General features: G+C 58.7%; 14 protein-coding genes. 3 read left to right on the plus strand and 11 right to left on the minus strand.

Features of this window, described 5'->3' with window-relative positions; genetic code table 11:
- Window positions 1-378: 378 nt before the first annotated feature.
- From bioD to bioB, 4 genes are read right to left on the minus strand one after another with little or no spacing between them, the layout of a single operon-like run.
- Entirely contained in the window at window positions 379-1,065 is a 687-nt protein-coding gene (gene bioD / locus OGY07_RS17770; protein WP_286602115.1) for a dethiobiotin synthase, read from the minus strand.
- Window positions 1,058-1,813, minus strand: coding sequence for a malonyl-ACP O-methyltransferase BioC (gene bioC, locus OGY07_RS17775; protein ID WP_181821734.1), 756 nt, complete (start codon window positions 1,811-1,813; stop codon window positions 1,058-1,060). The genes bioD and bioC overlap by 8 nt, the downstream gene beginning before the upstream one ends.
- Window positions 1,797-2,954, minus strand: a complete 1,158-nt coding sequence (gene bioF, locus OGY07_RS17780; protein WP_286602118.1) for an 8-amino-7-oxononanoate synthase — start codon at window positions 2,952-2,954, stop codon at window positions 1,797-1,799. Before bioF ends, bioC begins: the two co-directional genes overlap by 17 nt.
- Entirely contained in the window at window positions 2,951-3,991 is a 1,041-nt protein-coding gene (gene bioB, locus OGY07_RS17785) for a biotin synthase BioB (RefSeq protein ID WP_042285153.1), read from the minus strand. The genes bioF and bioB overlap by 4 nt, the downstream gene beginning before the upstream one ends.
- A gap of 76 nt (window positions 3,992-4,067) precedes the next feature.
- On the opposite strand from bioB, the gene bioA reads away from it, so the two are divergent.
- Complete coding sequence (bioA, locus tag OGY07_RS17790) at window positions 4,068-5,357, plus strand: adenosylmethionine--8-amino-7-oxononanoate transaminase (RefSeq protein ID WP_286602124.1); 1,290 nt, start codon at window positions 4,068-4,070, stop codon at window positions 5,355-5,357.
- Between the two features lie 56 nt (window positions 5,358-5,413).
- A complete protein-coding gene (locus tag OGY07_RS17795) occupies window positions 5,414-5,890 on the plus strand; it encodes a kinase inhibitor (protein ID WP_060569929.1) in 477 nt (158 codons plus the stop codon).
- A gap of 45 nt (window positions 5,891-5,935) precedes the next feature.
- Here OGY07_RS17795 and hutH read toward each other — a convergent pair whose 3' ends face one another.
- The 5 genes from hutH to hutI form a co-directional block, all read right to left on the minus strand.
- Entirely contained in the window at window positions 5,936-7,456 is a 1,521-nt protein-coding gene (gene hutH, locus OGY07_RS17800; protein ID WP_286602128.1) for a histidine ammonia-lyase, read from the minus strand.
- 1 nt (window position 7,457) lies between these two features.
- Window positions 7,458-9,143: a urocanate hydratase gene (hutU, locus tag OGY07_RS17805; protein WP_286602130.1), complete on the minus strand. Its 1,686-nt coding sequence runs from the start codon at window positions 9,141-9,143 to the stop codon at window positions 7,458-7,460.
- 168 nt (window positions 9,144-9,311) lie between these two features.
- Window positions 9,312-10,037 (minus strand): histidine utilization repressor, encoded by a 726-nt coding sequence (locus tag OGY07_RS17810; protein WP_181821739.1) that lies wholly within the window; start codon window positions 10,035-10,037, stop codon window positions 9,312-9,314.
- 54 nt (window positions 10,038-10,091) lie between these two features.
- Window positions 10,092-11,033, minus strand: a complete 942-nt coding sequence (gene hutG, locus OGY07_RS17815; RefSeq protein WP_286602134.1) for a formimidoylglutamase — start codon at window positions 11,031-11,033, stop codon at window positions 10,092-10,094.
- A complete protein-coding gene (gene hutI, locus OGY07_RS17820) occupies window positions 11,030-12,253 on the minus strand; it encodes an imidazolonepropionase (protein WP_286602137.1) in 1,224 nt (407 codons plus the stop codon). Before hutI ends, hutG begins: the two co-directional genes overlap by 4 nt.
- A gap of 222 nt (window positions 12,254-12,475) precedes the next feature.
- Between hutI and OGY07_RS17825 the strand changes: the two genes are divergently transcribed.
- A complete protein-coding gene (locus OGY07_RS17825; protein WP_286602139.1) occupies window positions 12,476-13,759 on the plus strand; it encodes a putative acyl-CoA thioester hydrolase in 1,284 nt (427 codons plus the stop codon).
- An 87-nt stretch (window positions 13,760-13,846) separates the two neighbouring features.
- Here the strand turns inward: OGY07_RS17825 and OGY07_RS17830 are convergent, their stop codons facing one another.
- The gene (locus tag OGY07_RS17830; RefSeq protein WP_286602142.1) at window positions 13,847-16,111 is read right to left on the minus strand and encodes a hydratase; all 2,265 of its coding nucleotides are present in this window, start codon (window positions 16,109-16,111) and stop codon (window positions 13,847-13,849) included.
- Between the two features lie 26 nt (window positions 16,112-16,137).
- Window positions 16,138-17,571: an anion permease gene (locus tag OGY07_RS17835; RefSeq protein ID WP_042285185.1), complete on the minus strand. Its 1,434-nt coding sequence runs from the start codon at window positions 17,569-17,571 to the stop codon at window positions 16,138-16,140.
- Window positions 17,572-17,595 lie beyond the last annotated feature (24 nt).

A 17,595-nucleotide genomic window follows, 5' to 3' on the forward strand; every position in this document is an offset into this window, starting at 1 on the left:
TTATCCCCAAACCAATCACTTCGTTAACATTGTCAAGTCGTGTCATGAAAGTTTTATTGCATTCAATGACAGTTCTGCGACAGCTATTGCCTTTATATAACTTACTGAAAAATAAATAATATTCAACAAAGACGTCTTTCGCATCAATTTGGCTGGAAGCCGCGTATTCTCTCGCTTACCCTGCGTTTTCTAACTCTAATACACAAGGTTATCCACAGGAATAGTGGATAACTGCTTCCAGCCCACACGGTCTGCCGCCTGGCAATTTCCCCTCGTTGACGGATTTCAGGACAATAAAAAAAAATTATCGCTAAATTTTGATTTTTATCAGCTAACGAAACGGCCTGTCGCAGGCGACATTGCTCGCAAAATCGCCATTTACTCTCCGGTCAAAAGCGCGAGATCCAGATATTGTCCTGTTGCGACGGTTTGCGCTTCAGCGCCAAGCCAGGGGATTTCCCCGAGTAAAGGCGCGGGAATAACCCGCGCCAGCGTCGCCATATACTCGCGGTGGCGTTTACCCGGCGGCTGGACGTCATTCGCCACCCAGCCGGCTAACGTCAGCCCGGCCTGCTGAATGGCCTGCGCGGTGAGCATCGCATGGTTAATACATCCCAGCTTCACGCCGACCACTAAAATCACCGGCAGTTGTTCCGCCTGCACCCAGTCGGCAAACGTAACGTCCTCTGTCAGCGGCGTGAACCAGCCGCCCGCGCCTTCCACCAGCACCCACTCCGCGCGGGTTTCCAGCGCCCGTAGCCCGGCTGACATCACATCGGTTTGAATCGGTCTGCCCTCTCCGGCGCTGATGATGTGCGGCGAGGTCGGCTCGGCGAAGGTATAAGGATTCACTGCCGCGTAGTCAAGCGGCAGGCTGCTGCTGCGCTGGAGCGCCAGCGCATCGCTGTTGCGCAACCCTTCCGGCGTCATTTCGCTGCCGGAGGCAACCGGCTTATACCCGGCCGTGCGCAGCCCCATTTTGCCTGCCGCCTGGAGCAAAGCGCTGCTGGCGACGGTTTTCCCGACCTCGGTATCAGTACCGGTAACAAAATAGCGTTTAATCACGTTCAATAACTCCTGCAAAAAGATGGTAGGTGAGCGGATACTTTCCCTGTTGTTGAGGCCAGGCCAACTGCACTTTTTGCAGCTGCGCACGGGTGAGCACGCGCGGTTCACGTCCTTCGTGCAGATGCGTGGCCCCAATCCCCTTCAGCGAACGCATCGCGCTCAGCGCATCGTCAAACCACAGGGTCAACGTGTGCAGATGGCTTTCGCTACGCCAGCCGCGCAGGGCATCGCGCAGCGCCGCCTGCGGTAAGAACCGATTAGCATGGGTTTGGTTATCGACTGCCCGCCATGCCTGATGCAGCTCCGGCAGCGACCCTTTCGCCAGCGTTGTGAACGCCACTCTGCCGCCGGGACGCACCACCCGGTAAAGTTCGCTCAGCGCGCCGTGTAAGTCGTTGCACCACTGAACGGCGAGATTACTCCAGGCGAGATCGAACGTCGCGCTCGCCAACGGCAGCGACTCGATATCTCCGGCAAGATAGTGGTGCGCCGTATTACGCCGCCGCGCCTCGTCAAGCATGGGTGAGGACAAATCCAGCGCGGTGACCTGACTGCCCTGCTCACGCCAGTAACGGCTCAACCGGCCAGGACCACAGCCGGCGTCCAGCACCTGCCCATAGCTTTGCTGCGGCAACTGCGCCAGCAGCGCGTCCGCGCTCAACCGTTGCAGCGTGGCGTGTTGTTCATAACACGTCGCCGCACGGCCAAACGCCGCCGCGATGGCCTGTTTATTCACCTGCGTCATTTAGCACCTCCAGCAGACGGTCAATGTCTTCACGCTCGTGCGCCTGGGTGAGGGTCAGGCGCAAACGCGCCGTCCCCGCAGGCACCGTTGGCGGACGGATTGCCGTCGCCCAGCAGCCACGGCTGCGCAGGGTTTCCGCCAGATGCAGCGCCCGCGCGTTATCGCCAACGATCAGCGGCTGGATCGCGCTGTGCGATTCCCCCAGTCGGTAACGGCTGCGGTCTACGCCGCGACGAAAGCGTGCGATGAGCGCCGCCAGTTTCGCCCGGCGCGCGTCGCCTTCTTCGCTGCGGATCACCGCAAGGGAGGCCCGGATCGCCTGCGCCTGAGCGGGCGGCATGCTGGTGCTGTAGATCAGGTGTCGGGCAAATTGCAGCAGATAATCCGCCACGCGGGCTGAACACAATATCGCCGCGCCGCTGACGCCAAAGCCTTTACCAAAGGTCACGACCAGCAGTTCTGGTCGCACCTGCTGCCGCCAGCAGCTGCCGCGCCCTTCTTCGCCGCAGACGCCAATGCCGTGGGCATCGTCCACCAGCAGCCAGGCGTTGCGCCGCGCTGCCGCACGCTGGATCTCCGCCAGCGGCGCGCTGTCGCCATCCATACTGAATACGCCTTCAGTGACCACCAGTTGTTGCCCCGGACAGGGGGCATCGAGCAGTCGCGTCAGATGCCGGGTATCGTTATGGGTAAAACGGCGAAGCGGCGCCGGACTAAGGCTTGCCGCCTCCAGCAACGAGGCATGGCTGAGGCGATCGGCGACAATCCGATCGTCCTTTGCCATCAACGCGGCAATGACCGCCTGATTAGCGGCAAAACCTGAGATAAACAGCAGCGCGCGCGGGTAACCCAACCAGTCCGCCAGCTCTTCTTCAACGTGTTGATGCGCAACGGTATAACCGCTGACGTGGCCGGAGCCGCCGCTGCCTACGCCGAAGCGTTCCGCCCCCTGTTGCCAGGCGTGAATAATCTGCGGATGGTGGCTTAAGCCCAGATAGTCGTTGCTGGAAAAGTTGAGAAAGCGGCGATCGCCGGTCATCAGCCAGCGGCCCGCGCCCTGCTCAACCGCGTAACGACGACGCAGGGCATCCGCTGAACGACGCGCGTTTAGCGCATCGTCGATTTTTTGCTGCCAGCTCATACCGCTGCCGCGTTGTACCAGGCGTCGGTATCCGGGGTCATCAGCGCCTGCTCCAGCCGTTGCTGCTGCTCGTTATCCCCTGCCAGCACGGCGGTTTGCTGCGGGTTCAGTCCGAGCTTACGGAACAGCTGTAAGTCTTTATCTTCTTCCGGGTTCGGCGTGGTCAACAGCTTGCAGCCGTAAAAGATAGAGTTCGCGCCCGCCATGAAGCACATAGCCTGGGTTTGTTCGTTCATCTGCTCGCGACCGGCAGAGAGACGCACGTACGAGGTGGGCATCATAATGCGCGCCACCGCGATCGTGCGGATGAAGTCAAATGCGTCCACATCGTCGTTATCGGCCAGCGGCGTCCCCTTGACCTTCACCAGCATGTTGATCGGCACGCTTTCCGGCGGAGTCGGCAGATTCGCCAGTTGCAGCAGCAAACCGGCGCGATCGTTTACCGTTTCGCCCAGCCCGACAATCCCGCCGGAGCAGACCTTGATCCCGGCATCGCGCACTTTATCCAGCGTATCCAGACGCTCCTGATAAGAACGGGTGGTGATGATATTGCCGTAGAACTCCGGCGAAGTGTCGAGGTTGTGGTTGTAGTAATCCAGCCCCGCCGCCGCCAGCCGCTGCGCCTGCGCTTCGCTCAGGGTGCCGAGGGTCATACAGGCCTCCAGCCCCATCGCCTTCACCCCCTGCACCATTTGCTCAAGATACGGCATGTCGCGCTCGTGAGGGTTCTTCCACGCCGCCCCCATACAGAAACGGGTGGACCCGGCGTTTTTCGCCTTGCGCGCCGAATCCAGCACCTGTTCGACCTCCATCAGGCGCTCTGCTTCCAGCCCGGTTTTATAGCGCGAGCTTTGTGGGCAATATTTGCAATCCTCCGGGCAGGCGCCGGTTTTAATCGACAGCAATGTACTGACCTGCACCTGGCGAGGATCAAAATGCTGACGGTGGATTTGCTGGGCTTCAAAGAGCAGATCCAGCAGCGGTTTTTCAAATAATTCGGTGACTTGCGACAGCGTCCAGCGAGAATGTTTGGTCATAATTTTCTACGTTTTGTTGTGAGAACCGTGTAGACTCGTAAACCTAAATGTTTTTAATTCGGTTTACAAGTCGATTATGACAACGGACGATCTCGCTTTCGATCGGCGCCATATCTGGCACCCTTATACCTCCATGACCTCTCCGCTACCGGTGTATCCGGTCGCGCGCGCGGAAGGTTGCGAACTGATCCTCACCAGCGGCGAACACCTCATTGACGGCATGTCGTCGTGGTGGGCGGCGATCCACGGCTACAACCATCCCATACTCAACGCGGCGATGAAAACGCAAATTGACGCCATGTCGCACGTGATGTTTGGCGGCATTACCCATGCACCGGCCATCGACCTGTGCCGTAAACTGGTGGCGATGACGCCCGAGCCGCTGACGTGCGTTTTCCTTGCGGATTCCGGTTCCGTGGCCGTTGAAGTGGCGATGAAAATGGCGCTGCAATACTGGCAGGCAAAAGGCGAATCGCGACAGCGTTTCCTGACGTTTCGCAACGGCTACCACGGCGACACGTTCGGCGCCATGTCTGTCTGCGATCCGGACAACTCCATGCACAGCCTGTGGAAGGGCTATCTGCCGGAAAACCTGTTTGCCCCGGCGCCGCAAAGCCGGATGGGCGGCGAATGGGATGAGCGCGATATGGTGGCGTTCGCCCGCCTGATGGCCGCACACCGGCATGAGATCGCCGCAGTGATCCTCGAACCCATCGTCCAGGGCGCGGGCGGAATGCGCATGTACAATCCCCAGTGGCTGCAGCGCATCCGTAAGATGTGTGACCGGGAAGGCATTCTGCTGATCGCCGACGAGATCGCCACCGGTTTTGGCCGCACCGGCAAACTGTTTGCCTGCGAGCACGCCGGGGTATCGCCGGATATTCTCTGTCTGGGTAAAGCGCTCACCGGCGGCACGATGACCCTTTCCGCCACCCTCGCCACCCGCCAGATCGCCGACACTATCAGCAACGGCGACGCCGGGTGTTTTATGCACGGCCCGACATTTATGGCTAACCCGCTGGCCTGCGCGGCGGCAAACGCCAGCCTGACGTTGCTGGCATCCGGCGACTGGCAGCAGCAGGTGGCGGCCATTGAAGCGCAACTGCGTGCCGAACTGGCCGCGGCGGCAGATTCGCCATGGGTCGCGGACGTGCGCGTGCTCGGCGCGATCGGCGTGGTGGAAACCACTCATCCGGTCAATATGGCGGCGCTGCAAAAATTCTTTGTCCAGCGGGGCGTCTGGGTGCGTCCGTTCGGCAAACTCATCTACCTGATGCCGCCGTACATTATCCAGCCGGAGCAACTGCGTTGTCTGACGCAGGCGGTTAACGAAGCTGTGCGCGAAGAAACATTTTTTCGCGTTTAATTGGCGGTAAACTAAAACGTTTCTGGCTAAACTTTTTGGTTAAGGGAGGAATCAGCATGAAACTCATCAGTAACGATTTCCGCGACGGCGATAAGCTTCCGCTGCGTCACGTTTTTAACGGCATGGGTTACGACGGCGATAATATTTCGCCGCATCTGGCCTGGGATGACGTTCCGGCAGGAACGAAAAGTTTTGTCGTGACCTGTTTCGACCCCGATGCGCCCACCGGCTCCGGCTGGTGGCACTGGGGCGTAGCGAATTTACCCGCCGACACCCGCGTTCTGACCCAGGGTTTCGGCTCCGGTCTGGTGGCGCTACCGGACGGCGTGGTGCAGACCCGCACCGATTTCGGTAAAGCGGGCTACGGCGGCGCGGCGCCGCCGAAAGGCGAAACGCACCGCTATATCTTTACAGTTCATGCGCTGGACGTGGATCGTATCGAGGTCGATGAAGAGGCCAGCGGCGCGATGGTCGGCTTTAACGTCCATTTCCACGCGCTCGCCAGCGCGTCGATCACCGCCATGTTCAGTTAACCTGATAACGGATGGCGACGCTAACGTGCCGCCATCCGGTACTCCTTACAGAAAGTCCGGCACTAAACGCAGCAGCGCTCCCTGCGCCAGCAGTTCGGTCGCGCATTCTATGTCCGGGGCAAAGAAACGGTCGTCGGTATAGTGGGCAACCTGCTCGCGTAACGTTGCGCGCGCCTGCTCAAGCAGCGGACTGGACGTCAGTCCGTCGCGCAGATCGATCCCCTGACAGGCCGCCAGCCACTCGACCGCCAACACGCCGCGGGTATTGGCCGCCATCTCCCACAGCCTGCGCCCTGCCGCCGGCGCCATCGACACATGATCTTCCTGATTCGCTGAGGTTGGCAGACTGTCAACGCTGTGCGGATGCGCCAGCGCCTTGTTCTCGCTGGCCAGCGCCGCCGCCGTCACCTGGGCAATCATAAAGCCGGAGTTCACGCCGCCATTTTTTACCAGGAACGGCGGCAGTTGCGACATGTGTTTATCCATCATCAACGCAATTCGACGCTCAGCGAGCGCGCCGATTTCGGCAATCGCCAGCGCCAGGTTGTCTGCCGCCATCGCCACCGGTTCGGCGTGAAAATTACCGCCGGAGATGACATCACCCTCCTGCGCAAAAACCAGCGGGTTATCGGACACCGCGTTGGCTTCGATCAGCAAAACCTCTCTCACCTGGCGCATCTGGGTCAGACACGCGCCCATCACCTGCGGCTGACAACGCAGTGAATACGGATCCTGCACTTTGTCGCAGTTATGGTGCGACTGCGACAGCGCGCTGGTTTCCGTTAGCACATGACGGTACAGCGCCGCCGCGTCAATTTGTCCAGGCTGCCCCCGTGCGGCATGGATCCGCGCGTCAAACGGACGGCGCGATCCCAGCACCGCTTCAGTGGTTAATGCGCCGCAAACCACGGCGGAGGCAAACAGTTCCTGGGCTTCAAACAGGCCGCGCAGCGCGAACGCCGTTGACGCCTGAGTGCCATTGAGCAGCGCTAATCCCTCTTTCGCCGCCAGGGTCAGCGGCGCCAGCCCGGCTTTTTTCAGCGCCTCTTTGGCCGGTAGCCATTCCCCCTGAACGCGCGCTTTTCCCTCGCCGAGCAGAGTAAGCGACAGGTGCGCCAGCGGCGCTAAATCCCCCGATGCGCCCACCGAGCCTTTCGCCGGGATCAGCGGATAGACCTCGGCGTTTACCAGCGCGATCAGCGCCTCGATCACGCACAGACGGATACCGGAAAACCCGCGCGCCAGGCTGTTGATCTTCAGCACCATGATCAGGCGCACCATCGCATCATCCAGCGCTTCGCCAACCCCTGCGGCATGTGACAGCACCAGCGCGCGCTGAAGATTTTGCAGATCGTGATCGGCGATCCGCGTCTGGGCCAGCAGGCCAAAGCCGGTATTAATGCCGTAGGCCGTGCGCCCCTCCGCCACAATCTTGTTCACGCAGGCGACGCTGGCGTGAATGCCGTCGATGGCGCTGGCATCAAGCGTCAGCCTGACCGGCTGCCGCCAGACATCACAAAGCTGCGAAAAAGTGAGCTGCCCCGGTGTTAAGGTCAAGGTGTTCATATCAGCGTTTCTCCTGGGTTGCCGCAACCATCGGCAGATTAAGCTGGTGTTCAGCGGCGCACTCAATGGCGATCTCATAACCCGCGTCGGCATGGCGCATCACGCCGGTCGCCGGATCGTTGTGCAGCACGCGGGCGATTCGCTCCGCGGCGTCATCGCTGCCGTCGCACACAATCACCATCCCGGCATGCTGCGAGAAGCCCATGCCGACGCCGCCGCCGTGATGCAGCGACACCCAGGTCGCGCCACTGGCGGTATTGAGTAACGCGTTAAGCAGCGGCCAGTCGGACACCGCGTCGGAGCCGTCGCGCATCGCTTCCGTTTCACGGTTCGGACTGGCAACGGAGCCGGAGTCCAGGTGGTCGCGACCAATGACAATCGGCGCGGAAAGTTCGCCGCGACGCACCATGTCGTTAAACGCCAGTCCGATCTTTTGACGTAACGACAGCCCGACCCAACAGATGCGCGCCGGAAGCCCCTGAAAGCGGATCCGCTCGCGGGCCATGTCCAGCCAGCGATGCAGGTGCGCATCGTCCGCGACGATCTCTTTCACTTTGGCGTCGGTTTTATAAATATCCTCAGGATCGCCGGAGAGCGCCACCCAACGGAACGGGCCGATGCCGCGGCAGAACAGCGGACGAATATAGGCGGGTACAAAACCGGGAAAATCAAAGGCGTTGTCCACGCCCATCTCTTTCGCCATCTGACGAATATTGTTGCCGTAATCAAACGTGGGCACCCCCATCCTGTGAAATGCCAGCATGGCCTGCACGTGCTTCGCCATAGAGCGCTTTGCGGCTTCGACGGTTTCCTGCGGATCGGAAACCGCCTTCTGCTGGTATGTCTGCCAGTCCCAGCCGGAAGGCAGATAGCCGTGCAGCGGATCGTGGGCGCTGGTCTGGTCAGTCACCAGATCCGGACGCACGCCGCGTTTTACCAGCTCGGGCAGCACGTCCGCGGCGTTAGCGCACAGGGCGACAGACACCGCGCGGCCTTCACGGGTGTAGTTTTCGATGCGCGCCAGCGCGTCGTCCAGCGAGGTCGCCTGCTCATCAACATAGCGGGTGCGCAGGCGAAAATCGATACGACTCTGCTGGCATTCAATGTTCAGGGAACAGGCCCCCGCCAGCGTCGCCGCTAACGGCTGCGCGCCGCCCATGCCGCCGAGTCCCGCCGTCAGCACCCAGCGTCCGCGCAACTCGCCGTGATAATGTTGGCGCCCCGCTTCGACAAACGTTTCATACGTGCCCTGCACAATTCCCTGACTGCCTATGTAGATCCAGCTCCCGGCGGTCATCTGGCCGTACATCGCCAGCCCTTTCGCATCCAGTTCGTTAAAATGTTCCCAGGTGGCCCAGTGAGGGACCAGATTGGAATTGGCGATCAGCACGCGCGGCGCGTTGCGGTGGGTCTTAAATACGCCGACCGGCTTACCGGACTGCACCAGCAGGGTTTCATCGTCCTCCAGCGCAGTCAGCGCCTTAACAATGGCGTCAAAACAGTCCCAGTTGCGGGCCGCCCGACCAATGCCGCCGTAGACCACCAGCGCATAGGGATTTTCGGCAACATCCGGATCCAGGTTGTTCATTAACATACGCAGCGGCGCTTCGCTTAACCAACTTTTGGCCGTTAAGGTGGTTCCCCGCGGCGCGCGGATCGTCTGCTGACGGTATTTGCTATATGACATAACACTGCCTCTCCTGAAGGGCCGGACCTGACGATACCGACGTAGGGAATGATTCAGCTATGGCATAAACATATACTTGTCTATACAAGACATAACAAGGCTGAATTTAACAGAAAAGAAACATTTTTATCATATTGCGTCAGCAATCACGCTTTCCAGGACGCAGGGTCAGGAAGAGAAATGGCCCTGCAAGCGGTAACGGGAACCGGGGAAAAGCAGCCGCGCGTGGGAGACGATTTGCGTGGCGGACCAGGTGGTGCGGCGGATCAACAGGCAGGGTTCGGTTTCGTTGATGGTTAATAACGCAGACTCTTCGGCGCTGGCACGAACCGCTTCCACAATGTGCTCCCCTTCCGTGAGCGGGGCGATCAACGACAGATAAGCGTGCGGCGTGGTCTGGCTGTAATCCTGCGCCAGATAGTCGGGCACCACCTGTGCATTGACGATGCGATCTTCAATTTGTACCGGCAATTCATTTTCGAAGTGCACCATCACGGAATGAAAAATATCGCTGCCTTCGTTGATCTTCAGCGCAGCCGCCTGTAGGGCATTCGCGGGGCTTCTTTCCAGCACCCGCACGTCGCAACGGTGCTGATGCGAACGGGCAGTGATTTCATCCGCGATGCTACGAATCTCGAACAGCGCCGACTGACCTTTTGGCTCGGCGACAAAGGTTCCAACCCCTTGTAACCGCACCAACAGCCCTTCGTCGGTCAGCTCGCGCAGTGCGCGGTTAATGGTCATCCGGCTGTAGCCGTATTGCGTCACCAGCGCCGCTTCAGACGGAATGCGATCGTGCGGCTGCCAGACGCCGCTGGCGATCTTCTCGCTGATCGCCCGTTTTACCGTTTCATAATACGGCGCGGGTGTCGCGCGGGGTCGAAGGACATTCATGCGTACATTTACCTTTTCATCAAACCAGGGTTGACGGAAGCCGTCGCTAATGGCTTATTGCCACCAGTAAACGATCTGCCAGCCAAGCCGCGCCGCAACGCGCGCCGCGCTGCCATCATTATCAAAGCGCGGATTAAATTCAACCATATCCACCGCCTGAAGCTTGCCGCTGCGACAAATCGGCTCAATCAGCCGCAGCAGGGTCGACAGCGGTACTCCCAGCGCGGCGGGTGCTGAAACCGCAGGCATCGCCGCGCCGGGAAGCACGTCGAGATCGACGGTGAGATAAATTTTATCGACCCGTCCGATAAACGCCGCAAGCGTCGCCTGCGCGTCATCGCAATAGAGATCTTCAACTACCGTCACCCGGCGGGTTTGCGCCTCATCCCACAGCGCCTGGGTATTTGCCGCCCGGCTGACGCCAAAGCAGGCATAGTGAAACCCACGCTGCTGCTGGTCGCACAGTTGCGCCAGTTGGCGAAACGGCGTACCAGAACTGGGGCGTCCGGCGAAACGCAGATCCAGGTGAGCGTCAAGATTGATAATTCCGATGCGTTCAGCCGCAAAAGCATCATAAACACCCGCGCCATGCCCGAACGCCGTCTCATGCCCCCCACCGAGTACAAAGGTGCGCACACCTGCCTGCTGGCAGCGATGTACCGCATCCCTTAACGCCTGTTGCGCCCCTTCCAGATCCGCGCCTGGCGCCAGAATATTGCCCATATCCACCAGTCGCTCATGTCCGGCGTGGCAGGCGAGATTCGCCAGCGCTTTACGCAGCGCGTCCGGGGCGCCAGCGGCGCCGGGGCGTCCGTGGTTACGCTTAACGCCTTCATCACAGGCAAAGCCCAGCAGCGCAATCCGGTCACGATAATGCCCGGGCGAAAACGTCCGGCTTATTTCGATGGTCTGACACAGACGCAGCGCATTCGCCGCCTCCGCGCGATCATCACGTCCCTGCCACAGCGCAGTGGAAACAGGTTGCCATTGCGTCATACGATATCCCCCCGAAAGACGCGTTGAAACAGCGGGTTGCGCCCCGGTTCGTACACGATCTCTACCGGATGTTCCGCGTCCCAGATCGCGAAATCCGCCCTATAGCCGGCCGTAAGTTGACCGTGCGTCGACTGGCGACCCAGCGCGCGCGCGGCGTGACGCGTGACCCCCGCCCAGGCTTCTTCCGGCGTCAGGCCAAACTGCACGCAGGCCATATTCATCGCCAGGTGCAAGCTGATAAACGGGCTGGTGCCGGGATTAAAGTCGCTCGCCACCGCCATCGGCACGCCGTAGCGGCGAAGCAGTCCAACGGGAGGAGTCTGTTTCTCTTTCAGGAAATAAAACGCCCCCGGCAGCAGCACGCCGACAGTGCCGCTTCGGTGCATCGCCGCCACGCCCGCCTCGTCCAGATACTCAATATGATCGGCAGACAGTCCACGATAGCGGCTGACCAACTGCGCGCCGCCGAGCGGAGACAACTGCTCCACGTGCCCTTTTACCGGTATACCCAGCGCCTGCGCCGCGCGAAGCACCCGTTCGCTTTGCGCAAGCGTAAAGCCAACGCTTTCGCAGAACAGATCGACCGCTTCAAACAGCCCTTTTTGCCATAGCTGCGGCAAAATGACGTCGCAGACAAGGTCGATATAGCCGTCAGGATCGTCGCGAAATTCCTGCGGGGTGGCGTGCGTCGCCAGCAGCGTAGGGCTGATCTCCATCATTCCGTCGGCCGCCAGCCGGGCAGCCACGCGCAGCATCTTTTCTTCGCTGGCGATATCCAGTCCGTAGCCGGATTTTATTTCCAGTAGCGTTACCCCTTCACGGGCTAAACGCTGCATTCTGTCTCTGGCGACGCGGTAAAGCACATCTTCTGTCGCCGTCCGGGTCGCTGACACCGTGGCGTTAATGCCGCCGCCCTGAGCGCTGATCTGCTGATACGAGACGCCGTTCAACCGCTGCTCCCATTCACTGGCGCGGTTGCCGCCAAAAATCAGATGCGTGTGGCAGTCAATCAGACCGGGGGTAACCAGTCGGCCCTCAAGATTGGCGGTATTGGCATGGCGGGTCGGCAATTCGGCTTCAGGAATAACAGACAGGATTTTTTCGCCGCGAATAATCAGTGCATGATGTTCAAGTATCCCATACGGGGCGTCGATGTGCGGATCCAGCGTAGCGAGACGGAGATTTCGCCAGACCTTATCCCCGGGTAACAGTTGCGACATGCTTTCTCCACTTGTCTTAGGTTGTATAGACATTTATTTGAGATCGCCGCGGGGAAGTCAATCTTCCGGATTAAAAATGTTACTTAATTGTGACTTCAAAACGCGAAGAATCCGCTAATGCTGAGTTAAAAAACAACTTTTTGCCTTTTCACCTTCCCGTTTCGTTCAACTTAGTATAAAAAAGCAGGCTTCAATGGACACTTAATTAGCCCGGAGCAACTCGTGAACACATCATCAGTTTCCCGTCTGGCGCTGGCACTGGCTTTTGGCGTGACGCTGACCGCCTGTAGCTCTACGCCACCAGACCAAATCCCTTCCGATCAAACCGCGCCGGGGACCGCCTCGCGCCCGATTTTATCGGCCAGTGAAGCGCAGAATTTTGTCGCGAAAACGTATTTTTCGTCGCTGACGCCAAACACCGCGCCGTGGACGCCGTCGGCAATTACCCTGCCGGCGCAGCCTGACTTTGTGGTGGGGCCGGCAGGAACCCAGGGCGTGACGCACACCACTATCCAGGCGGCGGTCGATGCGGCGATCACAACCCGTACGAATAAACGTCAGTACATTGCGATTATGCCGGGCGACTACCAGGGCACCGTGTACATTCCTGCCGCGCCGGGCAGCCTGACGCTTTACGGTACCGGCGAGAAACCGCTGGACGTCAAAATTGGCGCGGCGATTGACGGTGAGATGAGCACTGCCGACTGGCGCCGCGTCGTCAATCCGGGAGGCAAATACATGCCCGGTAAACCAGCCTGGTATATGTTCGATAACTGCCAGAGCAAACGCGGCGCGACCATTGGCATGATGTGTTCCGCGATATTGTGGTCGCAGAACAACGGCCTGCAGTTGCAAAACCTGACCGTTGAGAACAATCTCGGCGACAGCGTGGACGCGGGTAATCACCCTGCCGTGGCGCTTCGCAGCGATGGCGACAAAGTGCAGATCAACAATGTGAATATTCTGGGTCGCCAGAACACATTCTTTGTCACCAACAGCGGCGTGCAAAACCGCCTGGTCAACGATCGTCAACCCCGTACGCTGGTGACCAATAGCTATATCGAAGGCGACGTGGATATCGTTTCCGGGCGTGGCGCGGTGGTGTTTGATAACACCGATTTCCGCGTGGTCAACTCTCGTACCCAGCAGGAAGCATATGTCTTCGCACCGGCAACCTTATCTAACATCTATTACGGCTTCCTGGCGACCAACAGCCGCTTTACCGCCGCCGGTGACGGCGTGGCGCAGTTAGGCCGTTCGCTGGATGTCGACAGCAATACCAATGGTCAGGTGGTGATCCGCGACAGCGTGATCAACGAAGGCTTTAATCGCGCGACGCCGTGGGCTGACGCGGTGATCTCTAAACGTCCGTTCGCCGGTAACACCGGGGCGCAGGATGATAAAGGCGAGATTCAGCGTAACCTGAACGACACCAACTTTAACCGCATGTGGGAATACAATAACCGCGGCGTGGGCAGTAAAGTGGTGGCAGAGCCGAAGCAGTAAAAACGCAGGCCGGATAATACCGGCCTGATGACGCTACGCATAGCAGACCTGCGGGTCGTCACCTTACCGTGACGACCCGTTTTCACATCATGGCGTCAGACGCGCCCGGTTGAAATTAATCAGGCTGCCCGCCTTAATGATTTCACCCTCCTCGGCGGTGAGACTTTCCATATACAGACTGATTTCGCCCACCGGCGCGCCATCACGAATTACCCATGCCGTCATTTTTTCGCCGCAGCGCTCCAGCGCCGCGCGTATGCCGGGGATATAAATATAGTCGTCCACTTCAAACGACGGCGCTTCCGCCATTTGCAGCGGCAGCATTCCCCAGTTAATCACATTTGAGCGGTAGCGTTTGGTGGCATATTCCTGCGCAACATTCGCCAGCCCGCCAATCACGCGCTGACAGCTTGCCGCCTGCTCGCGCGCAGAGCCATCGCCGGGCTTCACGGCATAAATTACGCTGCCAATACCGGTTTCAGCCGCAACCACCCGCTCCTGACCGGCGATTTGCCGTATACCCGCAAATACCGAAGTCAGTTCGTCCGTCTCTCCCGCCCGCCGCTGTTTCTCCAGCGCGGCGACCGTTTTGCTTCTGCCCACATATTCCGGGTCGCGGCGCGACAGGGTAAATTCCGCCAGTCCCACCGGATTTGAACGATAAGAAGAGGTTTCGCCGGACGGAATAAGCTCATCGGTGGTGGTGACGTCGTCGAGGATTTTCGCGCACACCTTCAGCAGAATATTATCGGTCAGCGCGCCCATTTCCGGCCAGTCTTTGATATTCGGCCCGTAGATCAGTGGCTGTGCGGTGGCGCCTTTCACAAAGCCCTGATAGACGCGATTCTGGTAGGGCGCAGGATCGAAGCGGTAGGCCGGTACGTTATCCCAGCAGTCCAGCTCCGTTGCGGCGGTAAGCACGCCGCCGTTCGCCGCAGTGGCGGCCACGGAACGCGCATCCATCAGCGCGACGGCGGACATCTGACCGTTGCCCGGCTTCGATCCCTCGCGGTTGGGGAAGTTACGCGTGGTATGACGAATGCTGAGTCCGTTATTCACCGGCGTATCGCCCGCACCAAAACAGGGACCGCAGAAGGCGGTGCGGATAATCGCGCCAGCGCCCATCAGATCGCTGACCATCCCCTGCTTCGCCAGCGCCATAAATACTGGCTGTGAGGAGGGATAAACGGACAGCGAGAAGGCGTTGTCCCCGCATGAATGTCCGCGCAGCGCGTTGGCGGCAGCCACCACATTCTCATAGTTGCCGCCGGAACAGCCGGCAATGATCCCCTGCTGCACCTTCAGACGACCGTTATCGACTTTATCGAGCAGCGAAAGTCCGGCCTTCCCTTGCGCAATGCGCTGCGCGTCAACTTCAACCTGGTGCAGAATATCGCTTAAGTTTTCCTGCAACGTTGCTATTTCATAGACATTGCTCGGATGGAAAGGCAAGGCGATCATTGGCCTGATAGCGCTCAGATCCACTGAGATGCAGCCGTCGTAATAGGCAAGCGGCTGCGGCGCCAGCGGGCGATAGGCCTCTTCGCGTCCGTGCAGGGCCAGCCATTGCTGAATTTCTTCATCGGTCTGCCAGACGGAGCTGAGACAGGTCGTTTCCGTGGTCATGACGTCGACGCTGTTACGGAAATCCGTGGAGAGGTTGCGGATGCCCGGCCCGACAAACTCCATCACTTTATTTTTAACGTAGCCGTTTTTGAACACCGCGCCAATAATCGCCAGCGCCACGTCCTGCGGGCCGACGCCCGGCGCCGGTTTACCGGTCAGCCAGACCGCCACCACGCCCGGATAATCGCAGTCCCAGGTATCATTCAGCAGCTGCTTAACCAGTTCGCCGCCCCCTTCACCAATGGCCATCGTCCCCAGCGCGCCATAGCGGGTATGGCTGTCTGAACCGAGGATCATCTTCCCGCCGCCGGCCATCATTTCGCGCATGTACTGATGGATGACCGCGATGTGCGGCGGCACAAAAATACCGCCATAACGCTGCGCCGCCGACAGGCCAAACAGGTGATCGTCGCCGTTTATCGTCCCCCCGACGGCGCACAGTGAGTTATGGCAGTTGGTCAGGACATAGGGCAGTGGAAACCGCTCCATACCGGAGGCTTTTGCCGTCTGAATAATGCCGACAAAGGTAATATCATGAGAGGTGAGCGCATCAAATTTAATTTTCAGTTTGCGCATGTCGCCGGAGGTATTATGCGCCGCCAGGATCGACCAGGCGATAGTGCCTTTTTTAGCATCGTCTTTACTGACTGCGCCGGAATAGTGTTCTTCAGCAATTATCTCGTTATTGTCGCTGAGATAGATCCCTTTCTCATATAACTTAATCATTACAAACTCCGTACCGCTATGAGTGATTACAGCATGTTCCAGCCGATAAGCAGGTTCCACCACCAGACGCCCAGCGTGATATGAACCAGGAAAGTGATGAATGTCAGCATGGCGCCGACCAGCCACCACGATTTAATGTCGTTATATCCCACGCCGAAAATAACCGGGCCAGCAGCGCCGCCGTAATGGGTTACCATGCCGCCATAGGAGTTGGAAAAAAGCAGCGCCAGCGCGGTTAACATTAATGGCGCGCCAGAGACGTTTGCCAGCATTGCGAAGACCGGCATCATCGCCACAATATAGGCGCTGCCGGAGGCAAAGAAATAACGCACGATAATGCTGAGAAACAGAATGATAAAAAATGCGATATTGCTATGGTTATCAAAGGAAATATTATTTTTGAACAGCTCGGCCAGCCAGTCGAAAAATTTCACTTTCGATAATAAAGAACTCAGACCAATAATGCCGCCGTACCAGATTAAGGTATTCCAGCCGCCTTTATTTTTGACCACGTCGTCCCAGCTCACCACGCCCAGCAGAAGCATCGCCCCCATTACCACGATAGCGACTGTGGATTCATCAATACCGAGACTTTTACTGAAGATCCATCCCAGCAGGGCAAGTACGAAAATGCTCAGCAGCATTTTTTCGCGCACTTTCATCGGCCCTAAATTCTCCAGTCCCGCCCGGGCGATGGTTTTATTATCTACTTTCTTAATTTCCGGCGGGTACATGAAATAGATAACCAGCGGCGCTAACAGCAGCATCACCATTCCTGGCAGCAAGGCTGCCAGCGCCCATCCGCCCCAGCTGATCTGCAGATGACAGATGTCGTTGATCATTTTTAGCGCCAGAATATTTCCCGCCATCGCGGTAAAAAACATATAGCTGGTGGTCTTGGTCACCATATACACCGTCATCATCAGGTAATGCCCGACGCGACGCGGACTTTTATCAGGTTCCGATCCCAGCGCCACCGCCACGCTGTTGATAATGGGCAGGACAATCCCCCCTGCCCGCGCCGTATTTGACGGGGTCGCCGGGGCGAGCACCAGGTCGAGAAAAACGGTGACGTAGCCCAACCCCAGCGTGGTGTTGCCGATTTTACCGATCAGGATGTAGGCGATGCGTTTACCCAGCCCGGTAGTGACAAAAGCGGCGCTCAGGGTAAAGGCGGAGAACACCAGCCACGTCGTGCCGGAGGCATAACCGCTCAGCACGCTGCTGGTCTTAAACTGACCGGCGCCTAAATTGCCGACCACCACCATTGATGCCGCAACGGCCATCAATAACACGACCGGCTCCGGGAAAGGTTTAATGACCAGCCCGACGATCGCCGCCAGATAAATGCCAAACAGCACCCAGGCCAGCTCGCTTAAACCGGCAGGCGCAGGCAGTAAACCTATTACGCAAGGGATCGCTAATATCGTTATTAGCTTCCATAATGATTTCACATTCATTTTTATGTCCTGATGGATCTGTGC

The sequence above is a fragment of the Citrobacter sp. Cs237 genome, assembly GCF_030332325.1.
GTDB classification, from domain to species: Bacteria; Pseudomonadota; Gammaproteobacteria; order Enterobacterales; family Enterobacteriaceae; genus Citrobacter_A; species Citrobacter_A sedlakii.